This is a genomic window from Gordonia westfalica (assembly GCF_900105725.1).
Lineage (GTDB): Bacteria > Actinomycetota > Actinomycetes > Mycobacteriales > Mycobacteriaceae > Gordonia > Gordonia westfalica.
Genome location: NZ_FNLM01000034.1, coordinates 1,727,368 through 1,752,116, shown reverse-complemented (window position 1 = coordinate 1,752,116; position 24,749 = coordinate 1,727,368). Strand labels below are relative to the sequence as shown.

Sequence of the window (24,749 nt, the reverse complement as noted above, 5' to 3'; positions counted from 1 at the left end):
GATTCGGGCAGTGAGGCGAAGCCGGAAGAGATGAGCGTTCTCGGAGTGGGTATCGACATCGTGTCGATCCCGGAGTTCGCCGAGCAACTCCGGCAGCCGGGTACGACGTTCGCCGACCGGTTCACGGTCGGCGAGCGCCGGGACTCGGCTGCCGGCACCGGCGACGATGCACGGCATCTGGCCGCGCGCTGGGCGGCGAAGGAAGCGGTCGTGAAAGCGTGGTCGGTGAGCCGGTTCTCGCGTTCCCCGCTGCTGCCGCTGATCCGGCACAGCGACATCGAGGTGGTCACCGACAACTGGGGCCGGCCGGCCATCCGGCTGTCCGGCGAGATCGGCAATCACCTGCGCGACACCGTCGTCCATGTGTCCCTGACCCACGACGGGGACACCGCGGCCGCGGTCGCGATCCTCGAGGGCCGCTAGCGCCCCGGGAACCAGGCGCTCAGACCGTCGTCGACTCCTCGAGCAGCAGATAGCCCGCGAGCATGCGCTTGAGTTCGACGACGGTCTCGTCGTGGTCGTGCCCGTCCTGCACCGAGAAGCTCAGCAACGAGTACGCCGTGTGCACCAGCACCTGCGACATCATCTCGCGCCGTTCACGCTGAGAAGGCGTGAGCGGCGCGATCATTCGTGCGACCTGCTCGGCGAGGACCCGTTCGTTCTCCGACGCCGTCGCGCGCGTCGCCGGCGTCGACTGGACCGCCAGCCACACCGCACGCCGCGACGGATCGGTGCGCCACAGTGCCGCGAGGTGGTCGAGGAACTTCTCCAGCAGTTTGGGCCAGTCGAGCGACGGCACCTCGGTGGCGAACGCGGTCAGCTCCTCGCGCACGTCGACGGTGTCCTGACGGTCGAGCTCGCAGACGATGACGTACTTGTTCGCGAAGTACTGGTAGAGCGTCCCGATCGGGACCTCGGCGCGGGTCGCGATCTCCTCGCACGTCAGCGATTCGAAACCGACGTCGATCAGCAGTTCGCGCGCCGCATCGAGCATCGCCTGGAACTTGCGCTTGCTGCGTTCCTGCGTGGGCCGCTTGCGCGGCATCAGCGGTTCGGCGGACTCGGTCATCGGGCGAGGTCTCAGACAGACAGATCGCGGCGCAGCTTGGCCACGTGCCCGGTGGCCCGGACGTTGTACTGCGCGAGGGCGATGGTCCCGTCGGGGTCGACGACGAACGTGGAGCGGATGACGCCGGTGACGGTCTTGCCGTACATCTTCTTCTCGCCGAAAGCGCCCCACTCGGCGAGCACCTTCTTCTCGGGGTCGCTCAGCAGCGGGAAGGTCAGGCCCTCCGCCTCGACGAACTTGGCCAGTTTGGCCGGCTTGTCAGGGGAGATGCCGAGGACCGTGAGGCCGGCATCGTTCAGCTCGGCGAGATTGTCGCGAAAATCACACGCCTGCTTGGTGCAGCCGGGCGTCGACGCGGCCGGGTAGAAGTACACGATGACCTTCTGCCCGGCGTAATCCGACAACGACACGGGCTTCTCGTTCGCGTCGGGCAGGGTGAACGCGGGAGCGCGATCACCGACGGACAAACGCTGTGCCTCCGCTGGGGGAGTGACCTCTGCCATGAGAGCCAGGCTAGTGCATGGTCACATGGCACGGCGTGAGGATGTCGTAGCATCGAATCGCCGCCGTCCGGCGGCGATCTGGACAGTCAATGACAACGCGTGAGCAGTGACGACGCGTAACTACAGCGAGAAGCGCCGGAAGGATGCAACGTGGCCGGAGACACCGAACGTATCGAGCAGGAGATCGCCAAGGCCCGTGAGGACCTTGCCAGCACGCTCGACGCGCTCGCCGAACGTGCCAACCCGCAGCGCCTGGCCGACGACGCCAAGTCCAAGGCGCTGGCGACGCTGCAGAAGCCTGCGGTCATGTACTCGATCGCCGGTGTGGGTGCGCTGGTGCTCGTGCTCGTGGTCCGCAAGATCACGAGCTGATCCACGCGGCACCACCGGGGAACCGTGGGTCGGAGAACACGCGCAAACCCGCTCCGACCAGGCGATTTCACATCCGGGGATGGTGTCCTGTAATGTTCCTACTCGCCGCCGGGAGGTGCTCCGGAGGCGATAAAGACAAGCGCCATTAGCTCAATTGGCAGAGCAGCTGACTCTTAATCAGCGGGTTCGGGGTTCGAGTCCCTGATGGCGCACAACTCGCACGCCCCGTCACCGTCAGGTGGCGGGGCGTGACCCTTTTCCAGCCAATGCAGATCGACGCCGGTGGCCATCGACCACGCCATGTAAGTCGTTCGGCGAGGCTTGGTCTGTCCGCTCTCGGCGCGCTGCACGGTGGCTGTGGTGACCCCCAGGGCGTCGGCTAATTCGCCCTGGGTCAGGCCGACGTACTGCCGCGCGACCATGAGGCGCTGCCCGTCGTTCAACGACGGAATGACGCCCCGCGCTGCCATCCTGGTCATTGCTGCTCCCCATCCTCGACGATGAACCGCCGGCCCTTGGCGACAAGGCCCAGGCGTTGCCGGAACAACTCATCGCGACCCATATCGGTCTTGCCGGCGTACTTCTTGCTGGCCGCCATCCGCCGCGAGTAGCGCGCGCTGGTCGACTTCGCCGCGCCAACGGGGCCGTGATTCAAGAGATGGTCAGTCCCTCGGTTCTTATCGCTCATGAAAGCGCACTCTACCGGCGGAATGTCGTAACTACAACGCCCTGGACGCAATCCCGACGTGCGGCGGTGGTTGACGAAAGTGTGGAATTACTACATTATGGTTCGCATGACCGCAGAGGTTGCAATACCGCCCCTGTCTACAGCCGAGGTCGCCGCGCGCCTCGGTGTGACAACTGTCACCGTCATTCGCTGGGCGAGGGCCGGCACGCTGCCGGCGATGAAGATGCCCGGCCGCACCGGCGCCTACCTGTTCGACGCCGACACCGTCGCAAGGTTCGCCGCGAAACGTGAGGCGACCGCGTGAGCGCCCCAGCGTTCGACAACCTGGGGGAGTATGCCGCCGGCTGGGACGCGGCGGTGTGGAATGCCTCGGAGTTCGAGGGCCTGACCCTCGATCAGTTGGCCGGCGTATTCGCCGACCGCGCCGGCGAGTTCGAGCGCCTGGCCGCCGATGACGAGCTGCACTATCCCGAGTCCGCCGCCTACAAGGCCGGCGCCGCCTATGCGTACCGCATGGCCCACGCGGCCACCCTCGAAGTGATCGCCACGCGGCCGGTTCCGAGGTCGAGGCCGCAGTGATGGCCGGCGACGTGATCCGAGGCCCCTGGCCCGGTAGCGGCGAGCAACGCCCCGCTGGAAGTGAGAACCACCCGGCGGGGCGTAAACGTGCCCGCAGCGTCGCCCCTGGGGCCCGCCAGCGCGATATCGAGTTCCGTTGGCGGTCGGAGTTCCCCAGCACCACCGAGGAGCGCCGCGCGACCGTGCTGGCCGGCAAACCGCGCTGTCTGGACTGTGACCGCCCGTTCAACACCCGCCAGCGGCCACCGGCCGATCTGATCTGTCGCGACTGTCGCGAGACCCGCGAGCACGTCGCCGCCGAGTCGCAGGAGCCGCCCCTGTTCTAGCTGTCCTGCTCGACGTCGCTATGTGGGTGAGTCCGACGCTAACCGACCGCCAGGGGACTGGGATTCCTTACGAAGCCACGGCACACCCCACCGTGGGCACCGCCACCGACTGATCATCGGTGATCGGTGCTATACCGAAAAGCCTTGCGCCCCAACGGACGCGAGGCCATCGGCGTTGGTGTGACACGCGGGAATCGGAAATCTGGGAGGTCGCCCTGGGAGGTCACCAAGGCAAGGGCACACCTGTAGGTGTTCCGCTCGCAACCACCCACCCGACCGAATAGTTATGCAGCACTGGACGATCCACGATTGGAGGTATCCCACAATGACCGCACTGCCGGCCTGGGCTGGTGACTACTCCCGTCGTCTGACCGCACTGTGTCTGGCCACCTACGGCGACACCTGCCATCTGTGTGGTCGACCCGGTGCCACCACCGCCGATCACCTGATCCCTCGATCAGTCAGCTACGACGACAGCCTGGCCAACCTGCGCCCGGCCCACCAGCGATGCAACTCTGCGCGCGGCGCCATGCCCATCGAGACGTGGCGGGCCCGATTCACTGCGTCGACCGCGCCGCGATCGTCGCGATGGTCTCGGCCGTCGAGTTCTTTGACACCGCAGGTCAGCGCAGCCCTGCGCCCTGCTGCTTTTTTCTCCCCAAACGCCCAGAACAAGGGGTCGGTACACACCGAAAAGCCAAGCGAGACAACGAAAGGGCCCGACAATGCCACGACCTGATCCGCGCGCACCCGGCGAGGGCCAGGGCGCCATGTTCGACGCCGGCGATCCAGCACCAACACCGCGACACGGCCGGCACTCGGCGGCGACCGAGCGCGCACTGACCGCCGCCAAGGCCGCCGACCTGATCACCGACGTCGATGAGGCCCTGGCCGCCGTCGTGCGCGCCTCGGCCTGGGCCCTGGATCGCTTCGAGGCCGAGAACAAGCCCTACGGCCCGGCCAAGCTGATCGGCCCGACCGTCGAGGCGCTGCGCGAGCTGCACCTGACCCCGGACAGCCGCGTGGGCGGAAACGACGACGAGATCAGGAGCCTGCTCGATGCCCTCGGCACCCCCGCCGATGCCGAGACCTCGGTATCTGACACCCCGCAACCCTGACCGGCGCAGCTTCGGCCCGAACATCGCGCGGACCTCGGCGCTGCTGGGCCGGCCGTTCATGCCCTGGCAGCACGCCGCCGCCGGCGTGATCGGCGAGGTCGACGCCGAGGGCCGGTTCGCCTACCCGCTGGTGATCATGACCGTGCAGCGCCAGGCCGGTAAGACGGCGATGAACCTGGCCACCGCCGTCCAACGCTGCACCATGCCGCGCCGGCGCGTCTGGTACACCGCCCAGACCGGCACCGACGCCCGCGACAAGTTCCTCGAAATGGTCGACGAGGCCGAGGCCGCCCACGGCGGCATCCCGTCGCCGCTGTCCAAGCTCTGGGAATCCAAACGCGGTGCCGGCAATACGCGCATGGCCTTTCGCACCGGGAGCGAATTCCGGCCGCACCCACCGACCGTCGACAGCCTGCACGGCAAACAGTCCGACCTCAACATGATCGACGAGGCGTGGTCATTCACCGAGGCCGAGGGCGACGCGCTGTTACAGGCGATCGTCCCGACCCAGGCGACCCGGCCCGGCGCCCAGGTCATCATCCTCTCGACCGCCGGCGACGCCACCAGCACGTGGTTTCACAACCTGATCGACACCGCACCCGAGCGCCCCGGCGTCGCGCTGATCGACTTCGGTATCGGCCCCGACGTCGACCCACCGACCTCGACGCGGTGGCCGCTGCGCACCCGGCCTACGGCCACACCATCGACCACGCCGCACTCGAGGCCGCCCTGGCCCAGCTCGGCCCCGGCGGATTCGCCCGCGCCTACGGCAACCGCCGAACCTCGAGTCGAGAGCGCGTCATCCCGGCCGAGTGTGAGACCGCCGCCGAGACCACCATCGAGATCCCCGCCGGCGTCCCGGTCGGGTTCGGTGTCGCGGTCGCCGTCGACCGTTCGGCCACCGCCATCGCGGCCACCGCCATCATCGACGGCGTGCCGGTCGCCGAAATCGTCGAGCACCGCCCCGGCACAGCATGGGCCGCGCCCTACGTCGCCGATCTGGCCGGCACCAATCCCCACCACGGCGTGGCCATCGACCGATTCGGGCCCAGCTCGACGGTGGCCGACGAGTTGGACCTGGCCGGCGTCGAGCTGCTGCCGATCGGCACCCGCGACGTCACCACCGCCTCGGCCGACATCTACGACCGCATCACCCACCGCGACGAGGCCGGCGAGCTGGCTCCGCGCATCCTGCTCCGCCGCGACCCGGCCCTGGCCGCCGCGATCGCCGCCGCCGCCTGGCGCCAGGTCGGCGACGCACGCACCTGGGGCCGGCGCACCTCGGCCGGCTCGATCGCCCCGCTGGAAGCGGTCACGCTGTCGACCTATGCCGCCACCCACCTGCCGGCACCCGAGCCGGCCCCGATGATCTGGACGGGACAATGACCGAAATCGGAATCGACGCAACGCAATACAGCTATCTGGTGACCTGCTCGGACTGCGCCCATTGGCGGTCGCTGCGCTCGACGCGGGGCGGCGCCTGGCGAGTGGCCGCCGATCATCTGCGCCACGTGCACGCCGAGCTGGAAGCCGCCAAGGCCGCCGCGCGCGCAGCACGAAATTGCGAGCATCGCCAGCGGATCACCCGGCCCGACAATCAGCGGCGTCCGGCCAGCCGGTCGGATCAACGCCGCCCGCCGGCGCGACCTCGACACAAGTGAGTGATGACCCCTTATGGCCAAGAAAACGATCTACGCCGTCCCCGGTACCTGGGAAATCGGCCCCGGCAACTACCCGTCGACCCCGGTCGGAATGATCAAGGGCGTGACCGATCGACTCGATCGCAACATCTTCGACGTGCAGCACGTCAACTACCCGGCCCGGTTCGGCCCCATCGCCAACAACGGCGAGCCGCCGCTGTCCCAGCTCGGATCGCCCAGCTACGACGAGTCGGTGCAGATGGGCGTCGACGAGGTCGTGCGCCTGATCCTGGCCAAGCCGGGCAAGTTCGGCGTGATCGGCTATAGCCAGGGTGGCGCCATCGCTGCGCGCGTCGGCCGCGAGGTCATCCACGGCCGGCTCAAGTCCCGCCGCCAGGATGCCCTCTGGATTCACACATTCGGCGCGCCCCATCGGCGTCCCGGTTCGACGTTCCACCAGGGCAACAACCTGCCGTGGGGCGGCATCGTCAAGTCCGACCCGATCGGCGGATTCACCGCGCCGGGCATCGACCCGATCGACTGGTTCGACTACGCGCTGCCCAACGACATCTACGCCAACGCCAACCCCGACAGCTACCTCGAATCCGGCTACGACGCAGTCAAGGACATGAGCCTGGTCGACCCGCTCGGCTGGGGCGCGTCGGTCATCCAGTCGGTTATCGACGGCGCCCTGGCCGAGGTCGTCGCCGACTTCACCAACCCGCAGGCCCTGGCGCGCAAGACAGCCAACACCGTCGAGGCCGTGCAGCGATTCGGCGACAGCCACACCCGCTACGGCATCGACCAGATCAAGCCGGGTTGGACCGCGATCACCCACTCGGCCAACCACCTCAACTACTGGGGTTCGCGCCGCTGACCGGCCACAACACAAAAGGGCGGCCCCGCACATCCAAACGGTGTGCGGGGCCGCCCTTTACGTGTGTCGGGTGTGTCTTATCCGCCGATCGAGCGGAGGAACGCCACGAAGGCGTCGACGATCGGGGCCACGCCAGGGGACTGCAACCATAGCGAGAACTGAGCGATGGGATCGAGCATGTAAACCAACCTCCAACTTGTTCGCGAAACGAAACACCGTACTGATCGAACTTATCGCGCACGGATCACCCGGCGTTACGTTCCCCGCCGTGAGATTCGTGGATCAACTGAGGTCGGTGGCCTCAATGCCGTCTCGGCTGTCGGGCGTGTCGCTGGCCTCACCATTCGCCCCGCACCCGTCGCACCTGGCCACCGTCGCCTACGCCGACATCTTCGGCGGCCGGCCGCCGGCGGCGCTGACCCGCGCCGAGGCCATGAGCGTGCCGGCGGTGGCCCGCTCTCGCCACCTGATCGCCGGCACCATCGGGCGTCTGCCGCTGCGCGTGCTGCGCGGAGACACCGTCATCGAGACCCCGTCGTGGGTCGACCGCACCGACTCGGAGCTGTCGCCATTTCACCGCCTGCTCTGGACCGTTGACGACCTGATGTTCTACGGCTGGTCGCTGTGGCGTGTACGTCGCGGCGCCGAGGGTGCGGTGACCCACGCCGACCGCGTGCCGTTCGACGGCTGGGCGTTCGACACCAGCGCCGAGGGCGCCACGATCATCACCGTGGACGGCGACCCGGTGCCCGCCAACTCGGTGGCCCTGATCCCCGGCGCCCACGAGGGTCTGCTGGAATTCGCCGCCCGCGCCGTACGCCACGCCTCGATGCTGGTCGACGCCGCCGACCGCGCGGCCGAAACCCCCACGCCCAACGTCGAGCTGCACCAGACCACCGACGCCCCGCTGACCAAAACCGAGATCAGTGACCTGGTCGCCGAGTGGGCCAAGGCCCGGCGCGGGGTCAACGGCGGCGTGGCCTACACGAACAAGGCGATCGAGGCCAAGTTCCACGGCGAGGTCTCGGCGCAACTGCTGATCGAGGGCCGCAACGCCGCCGCCGTCGACATCGCCCGCGTGGTCGGCATCCCGGCCAGCATGATCGACGCCACCGGGCCCTCGGCGTCGCTGACCTACGAGACCAGCCAGGGCCGTAATGCCGAGTTCGTCGACTACGGTCTGGCGCCCTACATGGCCGCGATCACCGCGCGCCTGGGCATGGACGACCTGCTGCCGCGCGGCCAGCGCATCGAGTTCGACCTGGAACGCTTCACCAACGCCGCGCTGACCAGCCTGGGCACCCAGGACGACGACGCCGGCAACGGCCCCGAGACCGCCGGCGTTGAGTCCCCAGCGCCGGCCACCGAACCGGCCGGCGCGTCTTCCACCGCGCCGGCCGGCTCGACCCCGAGGGCCGTCGCATGAGCGCCCTGGGCGTGCCGTTCGGCAAGTACCGCGGATGGGTCGGCGACCCGATCTGGCTGGCCGAGGTCATCACCGCCGCCGGCCTACCGCTGATCGAGCACGAAGGTTGGCGCAACAACGGGCACGGCGACTTTCTGCGCCTGCTCGGCGTGCTGTGCCACCACACCGCCGGCGGTGGCTCGAACGATTGGCGCATCGTCGCCAACGGTCGACCCGACCTGGACGGCCCGCTGGCCCAGATCGTGCTCGAACGCGACGGCACCGTACGCCTGATCGCCGTCGGCGTCTGCTGGCACGCCGGCCGAGGCGACTGGCCCGGCTGGCCCACCAACAACGCCAACTATCACACCATCGGCATCGAGGCCGTCAGTCGCGGCGACGGCTCGGACTGGACGCCAATCCAGTTGCGCAACTACCGAATTCTGTGCGCCGCGATCCTCAACGCCCTCGGGCTGAGCGGAGTCTGACACATGCGAAATGTGGTGGGACACAAAGAATATTCGTCCGAGGGCAAGATCGACCCGGCCGGCATCGACATGGTCGCATTCGGCCGTGACGTGCAGGCATACATCAACGGAGACAAGGGGATCGAGGACATGGCACTGTCCAAGCTGCAAGACACCCGCCTGTATCAGGTGTGGGTGCAGACCGCCGAACACCACCCAGTGCGCCAGGTGTTTCAAAAGGTGTTCTACAACGTCAAAGACGGGAAGATGTTCACCCGCGCCGGCCTGGCCGACGTGTGGAACGAGACCGTGTGGGACGGGTTCGTCAACCCCGTCGACCTGATCGATGGCAAGGCCGACCCCGACGTGACCCCCAGCGCACCGACCCGCGCCCGACGCGGATCGCTGCTGTCCTACGTGCTGGCCACCTACCGAGAGGCCACCCTGGCCAACCGGCGCACCGCCGCGATCGTCTACGCCCTCGAACGCCAGGGCGTGTCGATCGACCGCACCGGCCTGCACCTGCCCACCGACGTCCCCGACGCCGCCCGATGATCGTCGCCGCGCTCATCGTCGCCGCGATCGCGCTGGCCGTGGCCACCGCCGCGCTGATCCTGGCCGGCCTGGCCATCGCCGCCGCCGCCGCGCTCGATGACCTGATCCCCAACCCCCTCGATGCCCAGGAAAGCACCGACCATGACCGAACGTAACCGCACCATCGCCCTGATCGGCGGGCTGGCCCTGATCCTGCTGATCGTGGCCGCCATCCTCTACGGCGTCGTGGCCCGCCGCCCGCTCGATTCGTTCGTGCCCACGCTGCTCGGGTTCGCCACCCCGACCATCGTCGCGCTGCTCACCGCCGCCGGCGTGCGCACCGAACTGGGCCAGGTCAAACAGACCGTCGCCCAGGTACACGAGCAAGTCAACGGCAACTATTCGTCGGTGGTCACCGAAAACCGCCGCCTGCACTCGGTGATCGAGGACCTAGCCGGCGACGCCGGCGCCACCGCCGCGATCGCCCCCGAAACCCCAGCCAAACACCGAAAGGACCCCACCATGCCCGCCACCCCGACCAGTGCCGATCTGCACGCCGCCGACACCACCGCCGTCGAGCTGATCGCCCAAAGCGCCCCCACCCAGGTCGGCGCCGACACCACCAGCCGCACGATCACCGGCCTGGCCGTGCCCTACAACGTGGCCGGCACCCCGTCGAGCGGACCGGCGACCATCGCCGCCGGCGCCATCGGCGTGCCCTCGGAGTTGAAGCGGGTCAAGCTGTTTCGCGATCACCGTCGACCCGACGGGTCGGGCCAGCCGGTCGGCTGGCTGACCGGCATCGAGAACACCGACGCCGGCCTGCGCTGCACCTTCAAGGTCGCCGACGGCCCCGAGGGCGACCAAGCCCTGGCCGACGCCGCCGGCGTGCGCGACGGGCTGTCGGTCGAACTGACCGACGTCACCCGCGACGGCATCACCGTCACCGCCGCCAGCCTGGCCGCCGTCGCCCTGGTGCCCACGCCGGCGTTCGCCGATGCCCGCGTGGAAACCATCAGCGCCTCGGCCGCACCCGGCCAGCCCATCCCGCCGGCCCCAGCCATCTCGCCGATGGTCATTCCGCCGGCCCCGGCGCCGGCGGCGACCGCGCCGGCCGGGCTGATCTACGCCACCGCGCGCCCGGCGCCGCTGACCTTCGAGCGCGTCGCCGAGGTCGTGACCGCCATCGCCCAGGGCCGCACCGACGCCGACCTGCACGCCGCGCTGGCCGACATCAAGCGATCCGAACACGCCTGGGTCAGTCAAGAGGGCTGGCTGGGCGAGCTGTGGTCGGGCGTGGACTACCAGCGCACCATCGTGCCGCTGCTGGGCACCAAGCCGCTGACGCACTGGCGCATCAACGGGTGGCGCTGGATCACCAAGCCCAAGGTGGCCGACTACGCCGGCGACAAGACCGAGATTCCGACCAACACCGTCGAGACCGAGACTGTCGACGCCGAGGCCAAGCGGATCGCCGGCGGGCACGACCTCGATCGCAAGTTCTTCGACTTCGGCGACACCGAGTTCGTGGCGTCCTACTTCCGCGCGATGGCCGAAAGCTATGCGTTGCAGACCGATCAGAAGGCCGCCAACGCCATCGTGGCCGCCGCGTTCGACGGTGGCAGCGCGCCCGATCTGCTGCGCGCGGTCGCCAAGGCCCGGTTCATCGTCAAGCGCGGCGCCCGGACCAATCCGACGTTCGTACTCATGGGCGACGACACGCTGCAAGGTCTGTTGGACTACGGCCAGTTCGACGTGCCGGCGTTCCTCACCCAGCTCGGCATCGAGCCGCGCAACTTCACCAGCTCGGAGATCATCCCCGAGGGCGCGGTCTACGTCGGCGCCAAACAGGCGCTCGACTTCTACGAGCTGCCCGGTAGCCCCATCCGCGTGCAGGCCGAGCACGTGGCCCACGGTGGCCGCGACGCGGCGCTGTTCGGCTACTGGGGCACGCTGCTGCACTCGACGGCCGGTGTCGTCAAGGTCAGCATCACCCCGCCGGCCGCCGGCGGTGGCGCGTGACCCAGCCGGCGCCGGCCACGCCGACCACCGAGCCCCAGGTGCGCGAGTACCTGGGCCTCGGTGAGCACGCCAACGACGGGCTGGGCGACGTCGTCGGGGCCGTCAACGCGCTGGTGGCGCGGTGGCGGCCCACCACGACCGGCACCTGGCCGGCCGACGTGACCACCGGCGCGACGATGCTGGCCGCGCGCGTGTGGCGCCGGCGCAACTCACCGGCCGGCGTCGAGACCTTCGGCGAGCTGGGCCCGCTCTATGTCCAGCGCAACGATCCCGATATCGCCATGCTGCTGGGCCTGGGCAACTACCTGGCGCCCCGAGTGGGATAGGAGCGCCGCCGGTGAACATCAACGACGCGGTGGCCGAGGTCGAGACCGCGCTACGCGGTGCCGGCCTGGCCGCCTCGGCCGATCCGCGCCAGCTCAACCCGCCGTGCGCCTGGGTCTCGGCCACCGGCCTGACCCACGAACTACTCAGCGGCGGCGGCACCGTTCGACTCGACGTCTATCTCATCGCCCCGGACCACGGCGTCACCGCCGCACTCGACGTGCTGTCGACGCTGCTCGACAAGGCCCTCGACGCCCTCGATCCGGCCACCGAAACCTCACTCAATGAGGCCGTAACCCTGCCCGCCGGCGGCGGCCCGCTACCCGCGTTCCGCCTCACTGTCGAGCGCGAAATCTGTTAGGAGACAACGATGCCCGCGAAAACCTACAAGCTCGGCCCCGGTGAGCTGATCCTAGGCGAGACCGGCGGCCAGCTCGATCTGTCGTGCCAGCTCACCAAGGCACAAGTGACCTGGGACAAAGACGCCGAGGACCCCAGTCACGTGCTGTGTGGCGACACCGTGCCCGGTGACGTGACCTACACCGCCAAGCTAGCCGGCACCGTGCTGCAAGACCTCTCGGCCGACGGCGTGGTCGACTTCACCTGGACGAACAAGGGCGAGGCCGTGGCGTTCCGATTCGTGCCCTCGACCACGGCCGGGCGCACAATCAGCGGCCTGGTGGTCATCGACCCGATCGACGTCGGCGGCGACGTCAAGACCAAACCCACCAGCGAATTCGAGTGGGACGTGGTCGGCGAGCCCACCCTGTCGGCGGCCGGTGAGGCCCGCCAGGCCAGCCTCACCACCTGATGGCTGACGCCCAGGTCCGCGTCGAGGGCGCCCGCGAGCTACGCCGCTCCATGCGCCAGGCCGAGATCGACCTGACCGAGATGAAAGAGACCCACGCGCGGGTGGCGTCTCTGGTGGCCGGCCGGGGCCGATCCGCGGCCCCGGTCGCCTCGGGCCGGCTGGCCGGCACCGTGCGCGCCGGCGCCACCCGCACCGCCGCCGTCGTGCGCGCCGGCCGCAAATCGGTGCCCTACGCCGGCCCCATTCACTGGGGCTGGCCGGCGCGCGGGATCACCGCCAACCCCTGGCTGGCCGGCGCCGCCGCCGAGAGCGAACCGGCCTGGCTGGCCCTCTACACCGACGCCGTCGATCAGATCATCGACCGCATAGAAGGGACACACACACCATGAAAATCACTGTCACACTGAGCAATTCCGAGCCGATCGAGGTCGAGACCACCAACCCCGACCGTGTGCGCTGGGACATGACCGCCGCCAAACACAATTGGCCCAAGTTCACCGACGCCCCGTTTCTGGGCCTGACGTTTCTGGCCTGGGCCGCCCTGCGCCGCACCGGCGGCTACGACGGCACCTGGGAACAATTCTCCGAGACCGACTGTCTCGACATCGAGGCCGACGACCCCGAGGCCGGTGAGGTCGAACCGGACCCTACCCAGTCGGGTCTACGGCTCGACTGATCGTCGGGCTGTCGATCGCCACGCACATCCCGTTCCACATCCTGGCCGAGTACGACGATACGACCATCGCCACCTACGTCGACATACTCAACGAGGCCGCCGAGCAAGCCGAAAGGTGAACCGCCGCAATGGCAAACCGTAGCGCCATCCTGGCCATTCGCATCATCGCCGACGCGGCCGGCGCCTCACGCGGGTTCGATCAGGCCCAGGGCCGCATGGCCCGATTCGAGGCCGGCGCCCGCCGCGCCGGCGTCGCGGCCACCGCCGTCGTCGGTGGCATGGCCGCGATCGGCGCCGCTGCGGTGTCCTCGGCCAGCCGCGCCCAGCAAGCCGCCGGCGCCGTCGAGTCGGTGTTCGGGCGCCAGGCCGCCGCCGTGCAAGGGCTGGCCGCCTCGGCCGCGACGTCGGTGGGCCTGGCCACCTCGGAGTATTCCGAGCTGGCCAGCGTGCTCGGCGCCCAGCTCAACAACCTCGGCGTGGCCCAATCACAGTTGGTGCCCACCACCGACAGTCTGATTAAGAAGGGCGCCGACCTGGCCGCGACGTTCGGCGGCACCACCGCCGAGGCCGTCGAGGCACTGTCGAGTCTGTTCCGTGGCGAAACCGACCCGATCGAGCGTTACGGCGTCTCGATCAAACAATCCGACATCAACGCCCGGCTGGCCGCCCAAGGCATGTCGGGGCTGACCGGGGAAGCGTTGCGCCAGGCCGAAACTCAGGCGCGACTCGCGATCCTGACCGAGCAAACCGCCAAGGCCACCGGACAGTTCGCGCGCGAGTCCGACACCACCGCCGGCGCCCAGCAACGCATGGCCGCCCAGTTCGAGAACGCCAAGGCGTCGCTGGGGGAGAGCCTGCTACCGATCGTGTCGCAGTTCGCCGAGAAGCTGGCCGGCGCCGCCGAGTGGGCCCAACGCAACACCACCACCGTGGGCATCCTGGCCGGCATCATCGGCGGGCTGGCCGTCGCGGTCCTGGCCGTCAACGCCGCACTGACCCTCTACCGCACGGCGGCGACGGTGGCCACCGCCGTGCAATGGGCGCTGAATTCGGCGTTTCTGGCCAACCCGCTGACCTGGATCGTCATAGCGATCATCGCCGTGATCGCCGCCGTCGTGCTGCTCTACACCAAGTGCGAGTGGTTCCGTAACGCCGTGCACGCGGTGATCCGCTGGGTCGCCTCGGCCTGGTCGTGGATCACCGACGCGGTCAGCACCGTGGCCGGCGCGATCGGCCGTATCCTCGGCGGCGCCCTCGACCGCATCCGATCAGTGTTCGATCGCGCATTCGGGTTCGCGCGCAGCATCATTCGCGCCGTGGGCGACGCCATCGACTGGGTCGTGGGTCTGGTCCGCGGACTCATCGACTGGATCGGCCGCCTGCGCTGGCCGTCACCGCCGAGCTGGCTGACGTCGATCTTCGGCGGCGGGCCGGCCGAGTTCATGGCCGTACCGACGATGGCCGCCGCGCCGTGGGAGAACTTCGCCGCCGCCGGCCCCGAGCTGAGCGCCGCGCGTGCGGATCCGCTCTCGATGCTCGCACGCATCGCCGCCCCGACGCGCGCCGGCGCGGCGACGATCATCAACGTGCGGGTGGACGGTTCCGGCATCGTCGATCCCGCGCGGGTGGCCGACGCGGTCACCTCGGCGCTGCGCTCGACCGCCGTCGCGCGCGGCACCAGCCCGGCCGGGCTGATCGGCGGCCGGCGGTGAGCACGACCGCCGCCGGCACCGTCCGCCCGCGTCCCCGGCTCTACATCGACGGCGTCGAGCTCGAATGTGGCCTCGACGCCGAGGACCCCACCGTGCCGGTGATCCTCGACGGCCTGGCCATCAACTGGGGCCGCGACGACATCTGGGACGAACCGAACACCACGACCCTGACGGTGGCCCTCTACGACCGCGCCGGCGCCTGGGCCCAGCGCATCGCCGCCGCCCAGGCCGTCGGCGCCCAGGTGATGCTCTACGCCACCGAGGCCGCCACATCGTTCTCGCACTTGGTGTTTCGCGGTCAGGTGTCAGCGGTCAAGGCGCGCCCACGCCGCCGCGATCGGCCCGACGGTGAATGGATGGTCACCCTGACCGTGGCCGACCCCACCGCCGGGCTGGGCAACGCCACCGTGCAGGCTGCCATCGGCAACACCAACACCTGGCCGCACGAAACCCTACGGGCGCGCGCGGTGCGCACCGCCGTGCAGGTGGCCGCCGCCTCGGGCATCCCCGACGCCTATTTCGACCCGGCGATGGTCAACTACCGGGTGGCGCCCTGGGAGGTCGAGGGCAACGTCCGCGACCTGGTCACCCGGCTCTACCAGTCCACCGGCGCGTCGTGGACCTACGTCCAGCACGAGAACGTGATCCGCTCGGTCGATCGCATCGTGCCACGCGCGCGGGGCCTGCTCACCCTGCGCCGCGTGCCGGCCGTCGGCGACGCCGGCCACATCGTCACCGTGGCTACCGCGCCCGGCCCGTATGACCCCGGTTCCTCGACGGCGCCCTGGCCCTCGGCGACCGTGCCGGCGTGCTGGGCTGTCGCCGAGGACGACGACATGGAACAAACCAAGACCCAGGCGATCACGCGCGTGGTGGTCAAGTGGCACAACTGGGCCAACGACACCGGCCGCGAGATTCACACCGTGCTCGACGACCCCACGCCGCCGATCGCCGGCCGCAACGAGCTGGTGCACGAGAGCTGGCTATCTGACGGCCTCGACGTCGACCCGATGATCTACCGACTACTGGCCCGCGCCACCGCCGAGGGCCGCCGACCGCTGCACCCGGTGATCACCTACGACACCGACCGCACCGCCGGCGGATTCCTCGACGCCACCGCCGCCCGCCGGCACCTGACGCCGGCCGAGACCAACGGGCTGGTGTCAGTGCCCGGTTCGCCATTCGCCGATTGGCTGGTCTACGTGCCCATCTTCCGGCCCTCGGGTGGGCGCATCGAGTACCGGCGCGGCCGCTGGCACATCACCTACACCCTGCAATGGCTCGACCTCGATTTCGACGGCGTGCCCGACATGTTCGGGTGGGGCCAGCTCGGCCACACCGACCGACTCACCTGGGCCGGGCCCGACACCGTACTCGATGAGTCGATCAGCTACGCATCCCTGGAAAACGTCGAGCTGCCCGCCACCTGGGCCTCGGACTGGACGTGAGGACACCATGACCGCGACCACCCCGAAACACGCCCTGCCGTACCCGACCGCCACCGACCCGGTCGCCAAGGGCCACGAGCAGATTCGCGACCTGGCGATGGCCGTCGATGCCAAGCTGGGCGCCGGCGGTGGCGCCGGCACCCAGGGCCCAAAGGGCGACCCCGGCCCCGCCGGCCCGGCCGGCCCCATCGGCCCCACCGGGCCCAAGGGCGACACCGGGGCCACCGGCCCCGCCGGCCCGAAAGGTGACACCGGCACCGCCGGCGCCGAGGGACCGGAGGGCCCGCGCGGCCCGGCCGGCGCCGCCGGTGAGCGCGGCCCGGCCGGCCCGAAAGGCGACAAGGGCGATCCCGGCGAGCGCGGCCCCCAGGGCCCACCCGGCCCCGCCGGCACCGGCGAGGGCGGCGAACCGATCCCCGGCCCCGAGGGCCCCGCCGGCCCGAAAGGCGACAAGGGCGATCCCGGCGAGACCGGACCCGCCGGCCCCACCGGACCCGAGGGCCCACGAGGCCCGGCCGGCGCCCAGGGCCCCAAGGGCGACACCGGCGCCACCGGGCCCGCCGGCCCGAAAGGCGACAAGGGCGACACCGGACCCGCCGGCGCCCAGGGCCCCAAGGGCGACACCGGCGCGGCCGGCGCCAAAGGCGACAAGGGCGACACCGGCCCCGCCGGGCCCGCCGGCGCGAGCGGCCTGGCGATCTTCTCCGCTGCCAGCGCCCAGAACGTCACCCACGACACCCAGACAGTCATCGCCCTGGGGACCACCGTCGTCGACACCCTGGGCCTGACCCGCCAGGGTGGCGCGTTTCGTATCGCGACCTCGGGCTACTACCGCCTGACCGGACAAATGTCGTTCGTCTGGAAGAACTCGACCGCCGAGAAGCGCCTGACCATCGTCATCACACGCGGCGGCATCGGCGGGATCACCCAGGAAGCCGCGACCCAGGCGAACATGGTCACCAACGGACTCAACAACGCCTCGACGGTGGTCTACCTCGGTGCCGGCGACCTGGTGCACCTGCAAGGGTTCCAATTCACCGGCGGGACGCTGGCCACCCTGTACTCGGTCAACAATCCGGTGCACCTGTCCCAACTAGCCATCGAGCGGATCGCCGCGGCCTAGGCCGCCCAGGTCGCTTCGGCGACCGCGCGTAGCCGATCGGGCTGAATCATCGTGTAGATCGCGGTGGTCTCGGGTTTGGCGTGGCCGAGTAGTTCCTGGACCGCGCGCAGGTCGTGGCTGACCGAGTAGGCCCGCGTGGCGAACCGATGCCGCAACGTGTGCGCCGTCCACCCGTCGGGCAACGCCTCGGCGACCAGCTCACCGACCCGGCGCGGGGACAGGTGGCCCTCGATCGCACCGGGGAACACCCACCCGGCCGCGTCGATGATCTGCCGGGCCAGGCGCGCCGGCACCGGCACAATGCGCACGTTGCCACCCTTGCCCTGGATACGCAGCGAGTAGCCGACCAGGTCGGGCACCACGTCGCGGCTGTGGATACGACACACCTCACCCCGGCGCAGCCCGCACGCGTCGATCAGTTCGAGCATCAACCGCACCCGCTCATCGGCGCCGGCCAGCCCGGCCGCGAGCACCACATCGGGCGTGGGACGCGGCAACGCGCGCGGTGGCCGGATCGCCGGCAACGTCGCGGCGGGATCGACAGCCACACGCCCACACGCGTGCGCCCAGGCAAAGAACCGGCGCAGCGAGGCCCGGTAGGACCGGCGCGTCTCGGCCGACCAGTCGTGGGCGGCCAGCCAGGCGATCAGATCGGTGCGCGTGATGGTGCCCAGCGGGCTCAACGGGTGGTCGGCGGCGAACCGGCGCAGGTGATACACCCGCAAGGCGCGCGTCTGCGCCGTGAGATTGCCCGCGATCAACTCCGATTCGTAATCCTGAATATCTGCCGACCACATGCGGGGCAACACTAGAACCTGTTGCACGACCGTGCCAAACCACCGTTCCTACGCTGCGCGTTTGCATCCCGTAGATCGAGCGCAGCGCACACCAGCGAACCGAACGCCCGACCCGCGATCGCGCCGGCCACTATGGCCAACATCACAATGAGTGCCATGCTCACGCCGCCACCGGGCGCAGCGGCACGAGATCGCACTGATACGATCCACGCGTCTGAGAGCTGGACTCCAAATCAGCGGGTTCGGGGTTCGAGTCCCTGATGGCGCACAGAGTCCCACAAGACGCCTCGCAGAAATCGCGGGGCGTCTTCTGGCATCTCGGGGTTGTGACTTGTCGGGTCTCGTGACGTCTGGGGATTCCCGGGGCAGCGTCGTCCGGGCCGGTGCGCAGGACACGCCGCCCCCGTTCGGATGACACACACGGAGCTCATAGACCGGGTTCTCGTACACTGGTGCGAGATTCGGGGATGCATTCGGCCGACTCGTCATCGGAGTCGGTCGGGAAGAGGCGGGAGAGACATGGGGACCGTTCGTTCTTCTCGACGGACACCGCTGATCATCAGCGGTGTTCTTCTTGCGATCATCGCGCTTGTCACGTCGTGCTCACAGGAGCCGTCGTACTCCGACAACGTGACGAGCTCGAGCCTGTTCGACGATCTGCTCAAGCCCGCCGTCGACATCACCGAGCTGAACGATCAGCCGCTGAGCGACAACACGGTCGGCGTGCAGCCGGGTGCCCCCATCAAGGTCACCACGAGCGAGGGCACGCTCAGCCGGGTCCTCATCACCAAGTCGGACGGGACCCCGCTGAAGGGCACCTTCACCGACAACGACACCGTCTGGGTCAGCAACGAGGCGCTCGGCTACAACCGCACCTACACGCTGGAGACCGACGCGGTCGGCATCGGCGGCGCGGTCACCAAGAAAGTCACCTTCACCACAAGCAGCCCCAACAACCTGACGCAGGCCTACCTGACCCCGAGCCCGGGTGAGACCGTCGGCGTCGGCCAGCCGGTCGCGGTGAAGTTCGACGAGCCGATCCCGAACCGTCGCGCCGCGCAGAAGGCCATCAAGGTCACCACCGACCCGCCGGTCGAGGGCGCGTTCTACTGGATCAGCGACAGCGAGGTCCGGTGGCGCCCGAAGGAGTACTGGAAGCCCGGCACCAAGGTGCGGGTCGCCGTCAACACCTACGGCATCGACCTCGGTGACGGTCTGTACGGCCAGGAGAACGTCCGCACCAACTTCACCGTCGGGCGCCGGATGGTCATCACCGCCGACGACAACACCAAGCAGGTGGTCTTCGAGCGTGACGGCAAGGTCATCAAGAGCATGCCGACGTCGATGGGCAAGCCCGGCGACGAGACCGACAACGGCATCTACCTGATCGCCGACAAGCACGACCACATCATCATGGACTCGTCGACCTACGGCGTGCCGGTCAACTCGTCCAACGGGTATCGCACTCCTGTCGACTACGCGACGCGGATGTCCTACAGCGGCATCTTCTTCCATTCGGCGCCGTGGTCGGTGTGGGCCCAGGGCAACACCAACACGAGCCACGGGTGCCTCAACCTGAGCCCGGAGAACGCGCTCTGGGTCATGAACAACACGCTGCGCGGCGACCCGGTGGTCGTCAAGAACACCACCGGCGGAACCCTCTCCGGCACCGACGGCCTCGGGGACTGGAACATCCCGTGGTCGGAGTGGCGCAAGGGCAACGCGGGCAACTCCTGACCCATGACTCGTCCGCACGGGACCCGCTCGGCGGGACCTCGTATGGACAGGCTGCACCGGAGCGAACTCCGGTGGATCATCCCGGCCTGCGCGGTCGTGGTCGCCGGCACCGCTATCGGCGGCCCGGCCGCGGTGGTGCACGCAGCACCGTCGATCGTCTTGCCGAGTTCGGGGTGTGCGGCGGATCTGCCACCGAAACCCGAGGAACGTCCCGCCGACCCGCGTGACCTGATCCCGCGTCTTCCCGACCGGTTCAGCATCCCGCTGCCGTATCCGAGGATCCTGCCGGTCCCCGAACCGGCACCGGAGAAGCCGGTGGTGCGCATCCCGTCGGAGCAGCCGCCGAAGGACCCGTGCTCCGATCCGTGCCCGGACATCACGGACCCGCCGAAGCCGAGGCCCGACGCCGGCGGGCCCGCGCTGAGCATCGAGTTCCCGAAGATCACCTTCGATCCGGCGCCCCGGAACATCCCGGTCCCGGTGCCCAACCCGAACCCGCCGCCGCTTCCGCCGCCACCTGCAGCTGTCGCCCCCGGCGTCGACGCCGGACCGGTGGCAGCCAGGCCGGCCCGCCCGCGGGTGTCGGACGTCGATCTCGTCAGCACGCTCACCGGCAAGGGCTCGACGAGCCGCACCGACAAGCGCTGGCAGATCAACGGCACCGACCTCGGGATCATGTGGGAGTCCGAACCGGGCAAGGTCGCGGTCGTCTTCGGCGACACCTTCGGCAAGGGCTTCCGCCCACCGGGAGCCAACGGTCGCGACTGGCGCTCCAACGTGCTCGGGTTCTCCGGCGACCGGAAACTGTCCGACGGGATGAGCATCGACACGATGATCCAGGACAGCCGATGCCACGCCGCCGAACTGCTCAGCGCGCGACGCATCGACCACTACGAGATGACCGTCATCCCGACCTCCGGTTTCGCAATCGGGGAGCGGCAGTTCATGACCTACATGTCGGTGCGCACCTGGGGCAGGATCCCCGGGACGTGGCTGACCAACCACGGTGGGCTGGCGTACTCCGACGACGGCGGGTCGACGTGGACGAAGGACCCGTACGCGCGGTGGGACAACATCTTCGGCGTCAGCCAGTTCCAGGTGTCGTCGATGGTGCCGCAGGGCGAATACGTGTACATGTTCGGCACGCCCAACTCGCGGATCGGTTCGGTGGGCCTCGCCCGGGTCCACCGCGACCACGTGCTGAACAAGACCGCCTACCAGTACTGGCGCAACGGCCGATGGGTCCCGGCGCGCGACGGCAACGTCGCATCGGTGATCTTCGCCGGACCGGCCGGTGAGGTGTCGGCCCGGTACGACGAGAAGTCGAAGCGCTGGCAGCTGACCTACCTCGACGCATTCCGCGGCGCGATCATGCTGCGCAAAGCCCGCGAGCCGCAAGGACTCTGGTCCGAACCCGCCGAGCTCGTCCACTCGTCGAAGTACGACCAGCTCTACGGCGGTTTCATGCACCCGTGGTCGAGCGGAGAGGACCTGTACTTCACCATGTCGACCTGGACCGACTACAACGTCTCACTGATGCGGGCGCGCGTTCGCTGAGGCTGCACCCCCTGCTGCCTGAGGTGCGTTGAGCTGGGCGGCTTTGCCCCTCCTGCTGCCTGAGGTGCGTTGAGCTGGGCGGCTTTGCCCCCTGCTGCTGCCTGAGGTGCGTTGAGCTGGGCGGCTTTGCCCCTCCTGCTGCCTGAGGTGCGAGGAGCGCAAGCGACGAGCCACGAAGGCCTCGTAACCGTCGGTCGCCACGCACCTCAGGGAGCGAAGGGTGGCTCGCTGCGCTCGCGCCTCAGGGTCAGTGGTGGCGTCATCTCACCTCGAACGTCCTCGACGTCCCGCTGATCGGACGGATGCGTCCGCTGCCGTCGCGGCTGTTCCCGAGGTACCTCACCCGGTATGTTCCCGACGTCCCCGCGCCAGGACGCCAACTGATCGTGATGCGGGAGGTGTCGAGGCTGCCCGGGGGACGCGCCCACCGGAACTCGGTGGACCAGTCGTTGTCGTCGGCGACCGTCCGCCACGTGCCTCCTTCTCGTCGCTGGACCTCCAGATATGTTCCGCCGTGACGGAAGTCGTTGTTGGGGTGGGCGCCGACGAACTCGACCCTCACGGCCTGCCCGACACCGTAGGAGTCGCGCGGCTGCCGGAGGACGTCTCCGTACGTGTGCCCGGCGACGGGGCGGTCGGCGGGCACCGGCGGGAGCAGATCGGGCTGTAGTCCGGATTTGTCGACCGGAGCCGGACCGCGACCCAGGCTGCGCCCGGAAGCCATCGCGCCGGCGAGCTTCGCGAACTCCTGCATGTACGCGGGCAGTGTGTAACGGCCGTACTGGGTTTCGCCGCCCTCGTACTGCTGCAGGTCGTATTCCTCCGGGGTGGTGACGTACTGGGTGTAACTGTTCGAATAGCCCTGCACCAGTACGTTGTCGATGTCGACGCGCAATTCGTCGGCGACCACCCGACGAAGTCGGAGTCCCGCGACGACGGTCACCTCGGCCGGTACCGCGACGAGCACGAGCTCGCCGATCCGCATGATCTGCAGCGGGACCATCGACGGAATCCACCCCGACGGCGGCAGGAGCCCGAGCGGGAAGAGGATCAGCTTGGGCGCCTGCATGTCCCGCATCCACGGGGCGATCGGCGGCTTCTTGTCGCCGCCGAGGGCGGCGAACAGCGGGTTGGTCATACCCTCGACGAGGAGGGGGAGCGGCTGTTCGTAGTTGTCCTCACTGCTGGTCGCCGCAGCGGCGGCACCCATCATCGCCGGCGTCGTCGACGCGGGTTTCCCATCGGGCGTGAAGGTTCCGGCCACCCGCACCGCGGACATGTCCACGTACCGCGTGACGGAGTCGACGCCACCGCGCGTCATCGGACGGGTGGCGTCGAAGGCGCGTCGCCCGGCGACATACTGGCGCTCACCGATGAGTTCACAGTTGCGCTTGTTGTCGGTGGTCGGACCACTCGGCTCGAACCACTTGAGGGAGAGGTTGGGGGTCATGTCGCCGGCGTTGGTCTGCGGGAAGGCGGCGACGAAGCCCGGTTGGGTGCGCTCCCAGAGATAGCTGGCGTACCCCTTGTTGTCACCGGCGATCAGCACGTTGTGGTCGGCGAGTGACGTCCCGTGGGTCGAGAACCAGGTGATGGCCCCGACATCCTTGCCGCCGGCGTGCCGTAGGCGGAGGACGGTGACCTGCGGATCGATCGCGTTGGGGAACAGCTTCTTCTCCGACGACGGGTTGGCGTCGAAGGCGACCCTGGAGCGGTTCGCGCTGGCGTTGTGCAGTTCCTCGCGGCCGATGGTGATCGTGCCGGGTGCCAGGTTCTCGTGCGCCCGCACGATGGCGGCGAACATGCCGTCGACCTCGGCGTCGTAGGAATTCTTCTTGAAGCCGAACGCGGCGAGCGAATACGCGTAGTCCCAGGCGGTTCCGCCGCAGGACGCGTGCGAGTGCTGCGCATTGAGGTTGACGTTCGACTCCGTGTACAGCGAGCCGAAACGCCTGCGCAGCTTCTCCATCAGCCCCATGTGGTGCGAGGAGAACAGGCACGCGATGTCGGCCGTCAAGAAGACCACGCGCTTGCCGGTCGCCCGGTCGACGATGATGTAGGCACGCGCCCAGCATCGTTGCAGCAATCCGGCCGCGACCTGCTCGGGGTTGGAGTAGCCCATCATGCCCTGTCCGGCAACGGCTCCCGTGACATCACCGATGCCGCAACCGACGAGGTAGTCGGTCGAGTCGCCGGGGGCGGCCGATGCCCGGCCGGCCTGGCTCGTGCCGAGCGCCAGCCCGGCACCTGCCGCGGTCACCGCCGCACCGGCGATCAGTTGTCTCCGTGTCACGTCCACGTGGTGTGTCCCTTTCAGGCTTTCTCTGGGGTGTTCTCGGGGCGATCGGTGTCCTCGGCGTCGATGATGTGCGTCGACAGGGTGGTCACCACGGCGTCGGCGATGAGGTCGCAGACGGCGCGGTCCCCGATGTTGAGGTACGACAGGGTGATTCCGTCGGTGGCCGCGAGGACGAGCGGTGCCAGTTCGGTGGTCGGTCGGTTCCAGCCGGTGCCGGTGGCCGCGGCGACACCGTCGAGCGCTTCGGCGATCGCCGCGTAGTAGCGGAGGTACATATGGGCGCCGAGGTCGCTGAGTCCGTCCGTCTGCCTTGCGTATTGGTTGAGCGAGATCATCGCCTGCTCGCGGTCGGGGTCGGCCTCGACCCCGTCGATGTAGGCGGAGAGCGCGGTCTGCAGGATCGTCACCACACCGGTTCGCCCGTGCGAGATGTTCTGGGTGCCCTCGCCGAGCGCGGCTCCCACCGCGGTCAGTTCCTTCTCGGTTCCGCGTTCGACGAGTGCGGCGAGGAGTTCGTCGCGGGTGGCGAACACGTAATGGAAGGTCGACAGGGTCACCCCGGCCTCCGCGCAGATCGCGCGCGTGGTCGCGCCGTCGACCCCGTGTCGGGCTATCACCCGAAATGCGGACTCCAACAACAGTTCTCGACGTTCTTCGACGGGCAT

The 24,749-nt window shown here is 69.1% G+C and carries 32 protein-coding genes and 1 tRNA gene; 26 read left to right on the top strand and 7 right to left on the bottom strand.

Annotation, left to right across the window (positions count from 1 at the left end; all coding sequences use genetic code 11):
• The first annotated feature begins 30 nt into the window (after positions 1–30).
• Complete coding sequence (gene acpS, locus BLU62_RS13420) at positions 31–423, top strand: holo-ACP synthase AcpS (RefSeq protein ID WP_006868104.1); 393 nt, start codon at positions 31–33, stop codon at positions 421–423.
• A gap of 19 nt (positions 424–442) precedes the next feature.
• On the opposite strand, the gene BLU62_RS13415 is transcribed toward acpS, so the two are convergent.
• Together BLU62_RS13415 and bcp are read right to left on the bottom strand one after the other, a co-directional pair.
• Positions 443–1,069 (bottom strand): TetR/AcrR family transcriptional regulator, encoded by a 627-nt coding sequence (locus BLU62_RS13415; RefSeq protein WP_074850026.1) that lies wholly within the window; start codon positions 1,067–1,069, stop codon positions 443–445.
• An 11-nt stretch (positions 1,070–1,080) separates the two neighbouring features.
• A complete protein-coding gene (bcp, locus tag BLU62_RS13410; protein ID WP_074850025.1) occupies positions 1,081–1,572 on the bottom strand; it encodes a thioredoxin-dependent thiol peroxidase in 492 nt (163 codons plus the stop codon).
• A 150-nt stretch (positions 1,573–1,722) separates the two neighbouring features.
• Between bcp and BLU62_RS13405 the strand changes: the two genes are divergently transcribed.
• Both BLU62_RS13405 and BLU62_RS13400 read left to right on the top strand, forming a co-directional pair.
• Positions 1,723–1,944, top strand: a complete 222-nt coding sequence (locus BLU62_RS13405; RefSeq protein WP_006357349.1) for a DUF3618 domain-containing protein — start codon at positions 1,723–1,725, stop codon at positions 1,942–1,944.
• 139 nt (positions 1,945–2,083) lie between these two features.
• Positions 2,084–2,156 (top strand) — tRNA-Lys (locus BLU62_RS13400).
• Here BLU62_RS13400 and BLU62_RS34930 read toward each other — a convergent pair.
• Entirely contained in the window at positions 2,118–2,366 is a 249-nt protein-coding gene (locus BLU62_RS34930) for a helix-turn-helix domain-containing protein (RefSeq protein WP_425284603.1), read from the bottom strand. The two genes, BLU62_RS13400 and BLU62_RS34930, sit on opposite strands and share 39 nt — an antisense overlap.
• Positions 2,367–2,419: 53 nt before the next feature.
• Complete coding sequence (locus BLU62_RS13390; RefSeq protein WP_074850024.1) at positions 2,420–2,632, bottom strand: hypothetical protein; 213 nt, start codon at positions 2,630–2,632, stop codon at positions 2,420–2,422.
• 106 nt (positions 2,633–2,738) lie between these two features.
• Here BLU62_RS13390 and BLU62_RS13385 point away from each other — a divergent pair, with 106 nt between their 5' ends.
• From BLU62_RS13385 to BLU62_RS34375, 21 genes are all read left to right on the top strand, one after another.
• A complete protein-coding gene (locus BLU62_RS13385; protein WP_159441558.1) occupies positions 2,739–2,936 on the top strand; it encodes a helix-turn-helix domain-containing protein in 198 nt (65 codons plus the stop codon).
• Positions 2,933–3,211, top strand: a complete 279-nt coding sequence (locus BLU62_RS13380; RefSeq protein ID WP_074850022.1) for a hypothetical protein — start codon at positions 2,933–2,935, stop codon at positions 3,209–3,211. The genes BLU62_RS13385 and BLU62_RS13380 overlap by 4 nt, the downstream gene beginning before the upstream one ends.
• On the top strand, positions 3,211–3,537 hold the full coding sequence (locus BLU62_RS13375) for a hypothetical protein (protein WP_074850021.1): 327 nt from the start codon (positions 3,211–3,213) through the stop codon (positions 3,535–3,537). The genes BLU62_RS13380 and BLU62_RS13375 overlap by 1 nt, the downstream gene beginning before the upstream one ends.
• A gap of 286 nt (positions 3,538–3,823) precedes the next feature.
• Entirely contained in the window at positions 3,824–4,276 is a 453-nt protein-coding gene (locus BLU62_RS13370; protein ID WP_342028629.1) for an HNH endonuclease, read from the top strand.
• Positions 4,263–4,655: a hypothetical protein gene (locus BLU62_RS13365; RefSeq protein WP_084811799.1), complete on the top strand. Its 393-nt coding sequence runs from the start codon at positions 4,263–4,265 to the stop codon at positions 4,653–4,655. The genes BLU62_RS13370 and BLU62_RS13365 overlap by 14 nt, the downstream gene beginning before the upstream one ends.
• Before the next feature lie 669 nt (positions 4,656–5,324).
• Entirely contained in the window at positions 5,325–6,041 is a 717-nt protein-coding gene (locus BLU62_RS31620) for a hypothetical protein (protein ID WP_084811797.1), read from the top strand.
• Positions 6,038–6,316, top strand: a complete 279-nt coding sequence (locus BLU62_RS13355) for a hypothetical protein (RefSeq protein ID WP_074850019.1) — start codon at positions 6,038–6,040, stop codon at positions 6,314–6,316. Before BLU62_RS31620 ends, BLU62_RS13355 begins: the two co-directional genes overlap by 4 nt.
• A gap of 13 nt (positions 6,317–6,329) precedes the next feature.
• On the top strand, positions 6,330–7,172 hold the full coding sequence (locus BLU62_RS13350; protein WP_074850018.1) for a PE-PPE domain-containing protein: 843 nt from the start codon (positions 6,330–6,332) through the stop codon (positions 7,170–7,172).
• Positions 7,173–7,476: 304 nt separating this feature from the next.
• Complete coding sequence (locus BLU62_RS13345; protein WP_074850017.1) at positions 7,477–8,598, top strand: phage portal protein; 1,122 nt, start codon at positions 7,477–7,479, stop codon at positions 8,596–8,598.
• A complete protein-coding gene (locus tag BLU62_RS33835) occupies positions 8,595–9,065 on the top strand; it encodes a peptidoglycan recognition protein family protein (RefSeq protein ID WP_074850016.1) in 471 nt (156 codons plus the stop codon). The genes BLU62_RS13345 and BLU62_RS33835 overlap by 4 nt, the downstream gene beginning before the upstream one ends.
• A 15-nt stretch (positions 9,066–9,080) precedes the next feature.
• The gene (locus BLU62_RS33830; protein WP_244278166.1) at positions 9,081–9,599 is read left to right on the top strand and encodes a hypothetical protein; all 519 of its coding nucleotides are present in this window, start codon (positions 9,081–9,083) and stop codon (positions 9,597–9,599) included.
• Entirely contained in the window at positions 9,596–9,754 is a 159-nt protein-coding gene (locus BLU62_RS32885) for a hypothetical protein (protein WP_159441557.1), read from the top strand. The genes BLU62_RS33830 and BLU62_RS32885 overlap by 4 nt, the downstream gene beginning before the upstream one ends.
• Complete coding sequence (locus BLU62_RS13330) at positions 9,741–11,600, top strand: phage major capsid protein (protein WP_074850014.1); 1,860 nt, start codon at positions 9,741–9,743, stop codon at positions 11,598–11,600. The genes BLU62_RS32885 and BLU62_RS13330 overlap by 14 nt, the downstream gene beginning before the upstream one ends.
• Entirely contained in the window at positions 11,597–11,926 is a 330-nt protein-coding gene (locus tag BLU62_RS13325) for a hypothetical protein (protein WP_074850013.1), read from the top strand. Before BLU62_RS13330 ends, BLU62_RS13325 begins: the two co-directional genes overlap by 4 nt.
• A gap of 11 nt (positions 11,927–11,937) precedes the next feature.
• Entirely contained in the window at positions 11,938–12,285 is a 348-nt protein-coding gene (locus BLU62_RS13320; RefSeq protein ID WP_084811796.1) for a hypothetical protein, read from the top strand.
• 9 nt (positions 12,286–12,294) lie between these two features.
• Positions 12,295–12,735 carry a hypothetical protein gene (locus tag BLU62_RS13315; protein WP_074850012.1) on the top strand — a complete coding sequence of 147 codons (441 nt, stop codon included), beginning with the start codon at positions 12,295–12,297 and terminating at the stop codon, positions 12,733–12,735.
• Positions 12,735–13,124 (top strand): hypothetical protein, encoded by a 390-nt coding sequence (locus BLU62_RS13310; RefSeq protein ID WP_074850011.1) that lies wholly within the window; start codon positions 12,735–12,737, stop codon positions 13,122–13,124. Before BLU62_RS13315 ends, BLU62_RS13310 begins: the two co-directional genes overlap by 1 nt.
• Positions 13,121–13,411: a hypothetical protein gene (locus tag BLU62_RS13305; RefSeq protein WP_074850010.1), complete on the top strand. Its 291-nt coding sequence runs from the start codon at positions 13,121–13,123 to the stop codon at positions 13,409–13,411. Before BLU62_RS13310 ends, BLU62_RS13305 begins: the two co-directional genes overlap by 4 nt.
• A 128-nt stretch (positions 13,412–13,539) precedes the next feature.
• Positions 13,540–15,123 carry a phage tail family protein gene (locus BLU62_RS13300; protein WP_074850009.1) on the top strand — a complete coding sequence of 528 codons (1,584 nt, stop codon included), beginning with the start codon at positions 13,540–13,542 and terminating at the stop codon, positions 15,121–15,123.
• A complete protein-coding gene (locus tag BLU62_RS13295; protein WP_074850008.1) occupies positions 15,120–16,571 on the top strand; it encodes a hypothetical protein in 1,452 nt (483 codons plus the stop codon). Before BLU62_RS13300 ends, BLU62_RS13295 begins: the two co-directional genes overlap by 4 nt.
• Before the next feature lie 7 nt (positions 16,572–16,578).
• Entirely contained in the window at positions 16,579–17,694 is a 1,116-nt protein-coding gene (locus BLU62_RS34375; protein WP_074850007.1) for a collagen-like domain-containing protein, read from the top strand.
• Here the strand turns inward: BLU62_RS34375 and BLU62_RS13285 are convergent.
• Entirely contained in the window at positions 17,691–18,491 is an 801-nt protein-coding gene (locus tag BLU62_RS13285) for a tyrosine-type recombinase/integrase (protein ID WP_074850006.1), read from the bottom strand. The genes BLU62_RS34375 and BLU62_RS13285 overlap by 4 nt on opposite strands.
• A gap of 519 nt (positions 18,492–19,010) precedes the next feature.
• Here BLU62_RS13285 and BLU62_RS13280 point away from each other — a divergent pair.
• Complete coding sequence (locus tag BLU62_RS13280; RefSeq protein ID WP_074850005.1) at positions 19,011–20,228, top strand: L,D-transpeptidase; 1,218 nt, start codon at positions 19,011–19,013, stop codon at positions 20,226–20,228.
• A 42-nt stretch (positions 20,229–20,270) separates the two neighbouring features.
• A complete protein-coding gene (locus tag BLU62_RS13275; RefSeq protein WP_074850004.1) occupies positions 20,271–21,785 on the top strand; it encodes a DUF4185 domain-containing protein in 1,515 nt (504 codons plus the stop codon).
• A 259-nt stretch (positions 21,786–22,044) separates the two neighbouring features.
• Here the strand turns inward: BLU62_RS13275 and BLU62_RS13270 are convergent, their stop codons facing one another.
• Positions 22,045–24,084, bottom strand: coding sequence for a neutral/alkaline ceramidase (locus tag BLU62_RS13270; RefSeq protein WP_074850003.1), 2,040 nt, complete (start codon positions 24,082–24,084; stop codon positions 22,045–22,047).
• A gap of 14 nt (positions 24,085–24,098) precedes the next feature.
• A complete protein-coding gene (locus BLU62_RS13265) occupies positions 24,099–24,749 on the bottom strand; it encodes a TetR/AcrR family transcriptional regulator (RefSeq protein WP_074850002.1) in 651 nt (216 codons plus the stop codon).

What these genes read in the sequence shown, in the direction of transcription:
- acpS (WP_006868104.1), top strand. Translation starts at nt 31, where the DNA reads ATGAGCGTTCTCGGAGTGGGTATCGACATCGTGTCGATCCCGGAGTTC.
- BLU62_RS13415 (WP_074850026.1), bottom strand. Translation starts at nt 1,069, where the DNA reads ATGACCGAGTCCGCCGAACCGCTGATGCCGCGCAAGCGGCCCACGCAG.
- bcp (WP_074850025.1), bottom strand. Translation starts at nt 1,572, where the DNA reads ATGGCAGAGGTCACTCCCCCAGCGGAGGCACAGCGTTTGTCCGTCGGT.
- BLU62_RS34930 (WP_425284603.1), bottom strand. Translation starts at nt 2,366, where the DNA reads ATGGTCGCGCGGCAGTACGTCGGCCTGACCCAGGGCGAATTAGCCGAC.
- BLU62_RS13390 (WP_074850024.1), bottom strand. Translation starts at nt 2,632, where the DNA reads ATGAGCGATAAGAACCGAGGGACTGACCATCTCTTGAATCACGGCCCC.
- BLU62_RS13385 (WP_159441558.1), top strand. Translation starts at nt 2,739, where the DNA reads ATGACCGCAGAGGTTGCAATACCGCCCCTGTCTACAGCCGAGGTCGCC.
- BLU62_RS13375 (WP_074850021.1), top strand. Translation starts at nt 3,211, where the DNA reads ATGGCCGGCGACGTGATCCGAGGCCCCTGGCCCGGTAGCGGCGAGCAA.
- BLU62_RS13370 (WP_342028629.1), top strand. Translation starts at nt 3,824, where the DNA reads ATGCAGCACTGGACGATCCACGATTGGAGGTATCCCACAATGACCGCA.
- BLU62_RS13365 (WP_084811799.1), top strand. Translation starts at nt 4,263, where the DNA reads ATGCCACGACCTGATCCGCGCGCACCCGGCGAGGGCCAGGGCGCCATG.
- BLU62_RS13355 (WP_074850019.1), top strand. Translation starts at nt 6,038, where the DNA reads ATGACCGAAATCGGAATCGACGCAACGCAATACAGCTATCTGGTGACC.
- BLU62_RS13350 (WP_074850018.1), top strand. Translation starts at nt 6,330, where the DNA reads ATGGCCAAGAAAACGATCTACGCCGTCCCCGGTACCTGGGAAATCGGC.
- BLU62_RS13345 (WP_074850017.1), top strand. Translation starts at nt 7,477, where the DNA reads ATGCCGTCTCGGCTGTCGGGCGTGTCGCTGGCCTCACCATTCGCCCCG.
- BLU62_RS33835 (WP_074850016.1), top strand. Translation starts at nt 8,595, where the DNA reads ATGAGCGCCCTGGGCGTGCCGTTCGGCAAGTACCGCGGATGGGTCGGC.
- BLU62_RS32885 (WP_159441557.1), top strand. Translation starts at nt 9,596, where the DNA reads ATGATCGTCGCCGCGCTCATCGTCGCCGCGATCGCGCTGGCCGTGGCC.
- BLU62_RS13330 (WP_074850014.1), top strand. Translation starts at nt 9,741, where the DNA reads ATGACCGAACGTAACCGCACCATCGCCCTGATCGGCGGGCTGGCCCTG.
- BLU62_RS13315 (WP_074850012.1), top strand. Translation starts at nt 12,295, where the DNA reads ATGCCCGCGAAAACCTACAAGCTCGGCCCCGGTGAGCTGATCCTAGGC.
- BLU62_RS13310 (WP_074850011.1), top strand. Translation starts at nt 12,735, where the DNA reads ATGGCTGACGCCCAGGTCCGCGTCGAGGGCGCCCGCGAGCTACGCCGC.
- BLU62_RS13305 (WP_074850010.1), top strand. Translation starts at nt 13,121, where the DNA reads ATGAAAATCACTGTCACACTGAGCAATTCCGAGCCGATCGAGGTCGAG.
- BLU62_RS13300 (WP_074850009.1), top strand. Translation starts at nt 13,540, where the DNA reads ATGGCAAACCGTAGCGCCATCCTGGCCATTCGCATCATCGCCGACGCG.
- BLU62_RS34375 (WP_074850007.1), top strand. Translation starts at nt 16,579, where the DNA reads ATGACCGCGACCACCCCGAAACACGCCCTGCCGTACCCGACCGCCACC.
- BLU62_RS13285 (WP_074850006.1), bottom strand. Translation starts at nt 18,491, where the DNA reads ATGTGGTCGGCAGATATTCAGGATTACGAATCGGAGTTGATCGCGGGC.
- BLU62_RS13280 (WP_074850005.1), top strand. Translation starts at nt 19,011, where the DNA reads ATGGGGACCGTTCGTTCTTCTCGACGGACACCGCTGATCATCAGCGGT.
- BLU62_RS13275 (WP_074850004.1), top strand. Translation starts at nt 20,271, where the DNA reads ATGGACAGGCTGCACCGGAGCGAACTCCGGTGGATCATCCCGGCCTGC.
- BLU62_RS13265 (WP_074850002.1), bottom strand. Translation starts at nt 24,749, where the DNA reads ATGCCCGTCGAAGAACGTCGAGAACTGTTGTTGGAGTCCGCATTTCGG.